Source organism: Pseudomonas sp. 2VD (genome assembly GCF_005503585.1).
GTDB classification, from domain to species: Bacteria; Pseudomonadota; Gammaproteobacteria; order Pseudomonadales; family Pseudomonadaceae; genus Pseudomonas; species Pseudomonas aeruginosa.
Genome location: NZ_SCND01000439.1, coordinates 1 through 4397, shown reverse-complemented (window position 1 = coordinate 4397; position 4397 = coordinate 1). Strand labels below are relative to the sequence as shown.

Here is a 4397-nt window from a genome sequence, read left to right as displayed (position 1 = left end):
TTGACCAGCAGCGCCAGGGACAGCGAGCCGATGGTGTCGAGCCGGGAAAAGCGGATCGCCGAGCGTTTGCTCGCCGCGTCGTCGCCGCTGACCCGGGTCTGCACCACGGACGAATGCAGGTAGAGGTTGTGCGGCATCACCGTCGCGCCGAGGATGCCGATCGCCAGGTACAGCGGCTCCTGGCTGCTCAGGGTGTCCCAGGATGGCCGCAGGCCGGCGGCGACATCCGGCCAGTAGGGGCCAATCAGCACCAGTTCGACGAAGAAACACGCGCCGATGGTCGCGATCAGCCCCAGCACTATGGCCTCCAGGCGGCGGAAGTTGGCGCCCTGCAGGGCCAGCACGATCAGGGTATCGAAGGCGGTGAGGACCACCCCGGTGGTAATCGAGACTCCCAGCAGCAGGTGGAAGGCCAGCGCCGCGCCGAGCACCTCGGCAAGGTCGGTGGCGACGATCGACAGCTCCGCCAGCAGCCATTGGCCACGCGCCACGCCAGGGCGGTAGCGCTCCCGGGAGAGCTGCGCGAGGTCGCGGCCGGTGGCGATCCCCAGGCGCGAACAGAGGCTTTGCAGGAGCATCCCGGAAAAGCTCGCCAGCACCACCACGAACAGCAGCGCGTAGCCGAAGCGCGAGCCCGCCTCGATGGCGGTGGCCCAGTTGCCGGGGTCCATGTAGCCGACCGAGACCAGCAGGCCGGGGCCGACGAACAGCGCCAGCTTGCGCAGCGGCGAGGCGTCGGCCGGCACCGCCACGCTGTGGCTGACCGCCGAGGGACAGAACGGCGCGGTGGCCGTGGTGGGCAGGGAGTATTTCACGAGGCGACGCCGGATCGGGGAGGAAGTGCGACCAGCCTAAACGTTTCACCCCGGTCGCGTCTTCCCTCCCCTCAGGCCTGGGCGCGCTGGCCGACCAGGCTCAGCTCGGCGACCTTCTCGCGCCGCTGCGCCAGGTAGCGGGTGCAACTGACACGCAGGAAGGAGGCGAAGTTGAGCACCTCGCCGCGATAGTCCATCACTTCCTCGTAGAGCTTGGTGATCAACTGGTTGGTGCTCAAGCCCTCGCCTTCGGCGATTTCCCGGAGGATGTCCCAGAACTGGTTCTCCAGGCGCAGGGTGGTCACCACCCCGCGGATGCGCAAGGAACGCGAGCGCGATTCATAGAGGATCGGGTCGGCTTTCACATAGAGTTCGCACATGCGCGGGGGTCTCCTGGGTCTCAGTGGCTGATGCGGGTGCCGAGCACCTCAAGGAAGCGCGCCAGCCACGCCGGATGCGCCGGCCAGGCCGGCGCAGTGACCAGGTGGCCGTCGACGTGGGCCTGGTCCGACGGAATGTCGACGTACTCGCCGCCGGCCAGCCGCACCTCCGGGGCGCAGGCCGGATAGGCGCTGCACGCCCGCCCTTGCAGGACGCCGGCGGCGGCCAGCAGCTGGGCGCCATGGCAGACCGCGGCGATCGGCTTGCGCGCGGCGTCGAAGGCACGCACCAGAGCCAGCACCTGCTCGTTCAGGCGCAGGTATTCGGGGGCGCGGCCGCCGGGGATCAGGAGGGCATCGTAATCCTCGGCGCGGGCCTGGGCAAAGTCGGCATTGAGGGTGAAGTTGTGGCCCGGCTTCTCACTGTAGGTCTGGTCGCCTTCGAAATCGTGGATGGCGGTGCGCACGCTTTGCCCGGCCCGCTTGTCCGGACACACCGCATGCACCTGGTGGCCCACCATCTGCAGGGCCTGGAACGGGACCATGGTTTCGTAGTCTTCGGCATAGTCGCCGACCAGCATCAGGATCTTCTTCGCAGCCATCACGCGCACTCCTTCGGGCAGGGCCCGGTCATACCGGGGATGCACCTAAGGTAGCCAATCCGCAGGGGGACGCGGGTAATAGACGGTTACTACACGCGTGCCGGGTTCAGATGCCGATCTTGTCCAGGGCCCGCCCGACGCCTTCCCAGAACGAGCGCTGCACGCGTTTCCGGTAGCCGCTGGCGGCGAACTGCATGGGTTCCTGGACCTGGTGGGTAGCGCCGATTTCCGCAGCGCCGAGATCGGCCGCCACCAATTGCAGCGGGCCATCGCCCTCACCCGCCGGGTGCTCGCTCTTCGGTGGCGGGTTGAGTTCGTCGTAGCGCAGGTAGTAGACCGAGCCGGCCCTGGCCTCGAGCATGAAGCTGGCGATGCGGGTGAAATCCATCGGACCGTCGGCGAACAGGGTCCAGAAGCTGCCCGCCAGCGGCCGGCGCATTTCCAGCTTGTAGCTGCCGGTCTCGAACTCGAACGCCAGGTAGCCGTTGCTCGGCAGGCTGCCGATCAATTCGTTGTTGAGGAAGATCCCCGGCGCCTCGAGTTCCTCGTCCGCCCACTGGCTCCGCGGACGGTAGAGGTAGACGGTGGCGTGGCTGGCATCGGCGCTCGGATGGGCGACGAAGGCCGGTCCGTCCACCGAACCGAAGAACGCGCCGGGCGTGCTGCAGCCGACCAGGCTCGCGACGATCGACAGGGCCAGCGACAGGCTGCGCAGCATGCTCCATCCCTCTTCTTATGGTTATCCGCGCAGCATAACCAGCCGGGTCGGGCCTGCCACCCGTCGAAAGTCCGGTTCTCCGGGAGAACGGCCTCAGGCCGGGCGCGGCACCTTGGCCAGCGCCGGCGTCGGCATCAGCCGGCGCACCAGCCACTTGCGCACCGGCACCACGCCGCGCTCCTGGAACAGTACGCAGAACGCCACTAGCAGGACCAGGAACAGCGGGTAGTAGAGCAGCGACGATGGCAGCGCGGCCGCCGCCTCGGTGCAGGCGCGCCAGTCGTCGAGACAACGCCCCGGCACGGCGATAAGGCGCTCGCTACGGGAGAACAGGGTGAACATCGGCACATGCAGGGCGAACAGCGACAGCGAGGCGGCCCCCAGGCGCGGCGACCAGTGGCGGACGAAAGCGCTCTTCGGGTCGGCGGGCAGCGCGCAAAGGCACACCAGCAGCAACTGGGCCGGCAGCAGCAGGCCGTTGTGCAGCAGGAAGTACCAATGCTTGGCGCCCTGGGTGAACAGGTAGTCGGCCACCAGGAAGGCCGCCACCACCAGCGCCACCAGCGCGGCCAGCAGGCCACGTCCCGGCACCATGCCGCGGTCGCGGTAGCCGCGGAACAACCCGTAGGCCAGGATGCCGCCAAGGAATTCCGGCAGGCGCAGCAACGGATTGCGATGCAGCAGGCCGGTCCAGGGGATCCCGTAGCTCTCGCTGGCCACCACCAGCACCGGCGGGATCAGGTAGACCAGCCAGACCAGCGCCAGCACCTTCCACTTGTGCCGGCTGCGCATCAGCCGCGGGGCGACGAAGGGAAACGCCAGGTAGAAGAACATCAGCGTCGACAGCGACCACAACGGCGCGTTGAAGGTCAGGTAATAGGGATTCCAGGCCTGCAGCAGGAGGATCTGCAGGATGCTGTTGACGAACAGTTCGGTGTTGCTCATCCAGTGCAGGAAGAGTTCCGGGTGGGTGCGGCCGAGCACTTCGTTGGTGTCGTAGATGACGAAGCGCGGGGTGGCCTTGTCCAGCTCGGGACCGATTCCCAGGTGGCTGAGGGCCAGCAACACCAGGATCGACAGCAGCAGGGAGAACAGGTGCAGCGGATAGAGATTGGACAGTCGCTTGGTCCAGAAGCTGCGGGCGCTTTCGCGCAACCGGCCGCTGCGTGCGTAGACATGGGCCAGGAGGAAGCCGGAAAGCACGAAGAAGGTACTGGTGGCGAAGAACCCCAGGCTGGTCAGTTCGTCGAGACCTGGAAACTTCTGCTCTTTCGGATAGGTATGCAGGGTGTGGTACACCACCACGTACAGGCCGAGCAGGAAGCGCAACCATTCCAGTCCGATGAAACGTTCCTTGGAGTCGGGCGTTGCCACGCATCTCTCCTTTGTCATTGTAATGGGCGGTCCGGGGTAGACCCGCAAGCTCCCCGGCAAGTTTCACCGGGCCGGCCAGCGGCTACGAACGGCCGCTCCCTAGCGCCGGCGGTCGAGGAAATTCACCACTACCCGGTCCAGCCAACCCCACAGGCGCTGGTGCAGGCGCATCCACAGGGGTCGCGCGCGCCACATCGCCAGGGTCACCTCGCGGCTGTCGGCGAAGTCCGCCAGCAGGCTCGCCGCCGCCTCATTGGTGAAGTCCGGGTCGAGGGCCTCGAGATTGGCGTCGAGGTTGAAGCGTAGATTCCAATGATCGAAGTTGCAGGAGCCGACGCTCACCCAATCGTCGACCATGACCATCTTCAGGTGCAGGAAGCGCGGCTGGTATTCGTGGATGCGCACGCCGGCGCGCAGCAGGCGCGGGTAGTAGCGCTGCCCGGCATAGCGCACCGGGGCGTGGTCGGTGAGCCGCCCGGCCAGCAGCAGGCGCACCTCCACGCCGCGC

The 4397-nt window shown here is 67.2% G+C and carries 6 protein-coding genes; all 6 read right to left on the bottom strand.

Annotated elements, in window-relative coordinates; genetic code table 11:
• Nucleotides 1-752, bottom strand: a 752-nt coding sequence (locus FFS27_RS29185) for an Nramp family divalent metal transporter (RefSeq protein ID WP_171019253.1), incomplete at its 3' end; no start/stop codon positions are given.
• 134 nt (nt 753-886) lie between these two features.
• Nucleotides 887-1195, bottom strand: a complete 309-nt coding sequence (locus tag FFS27_RS29180) for a ribbon-helix-helix domain-containing protein (protein ID WP_003093942.1) — start codon at nt 1193-1195, stop codon at nt 887-889.
• Between the two features lie 20 nt (nt 1196-1215).
• Nucleotides 1216-1800: a DJ-1/PfpI family protein gene (locus FFS27_RS29175; protein ID WP_019485779.1), complete on the bottom strand. Its 585-nt coding sequence runs from the start codon at nt 1798-1800 to the stop codon at nt 1216-1218.
• 103 nt (nt 1801-1903) lie between these two features.
• Complete coding sequence (locus FFS27_RS29170; RefSeq protein WP_003093944.1) at nt 1904-2515, bottom strand: DUF2846 domain-containing protein; 612 nt, start codon at nt 2513-2515, stop codon at nt 1904-1906.
• A 93-nt stretch (nt 2516-2608) separates the two neighbouring features.
• Nucleotides 2609-3889 (bottom strand): acyltransferase family protein, encoded by a 1281-nt coding sequence (locus FFS27_RS29165; protein WP_003141232.1) that lies wholly within the window; start codon nt 3887-3889, stop codon nt 2609-2611.
• 99 nt (nt 3890-3988) lie between these two features.
• A partial coding sequence (locus FFS27_RS29160; RefSeq protein WP_252641947.1) for a phospholipase D-like domain-containing protein occupies nt 3989-4397 on the bottom strand: 409 nt, incomplete at its 5' end.

Excerpts from the sequence above, each read along its gene's own strand:
- FFS27_RS29180 (WP_003093942.1), bottom strand. The coding sequence starts at position 1,195 with ATGTGCGAACTCTATGTGAAAGCCGACCCGATCCTCTATGAATCGCGC.
- FFS27_RS29170 (WP_003093944.1), bottom strand. The coding sequence starts at position 2,515 with ATGCTGCGCAGCCTGTCGCTGGCCCTGTCGATCGTCGCGAGCCTGGTC.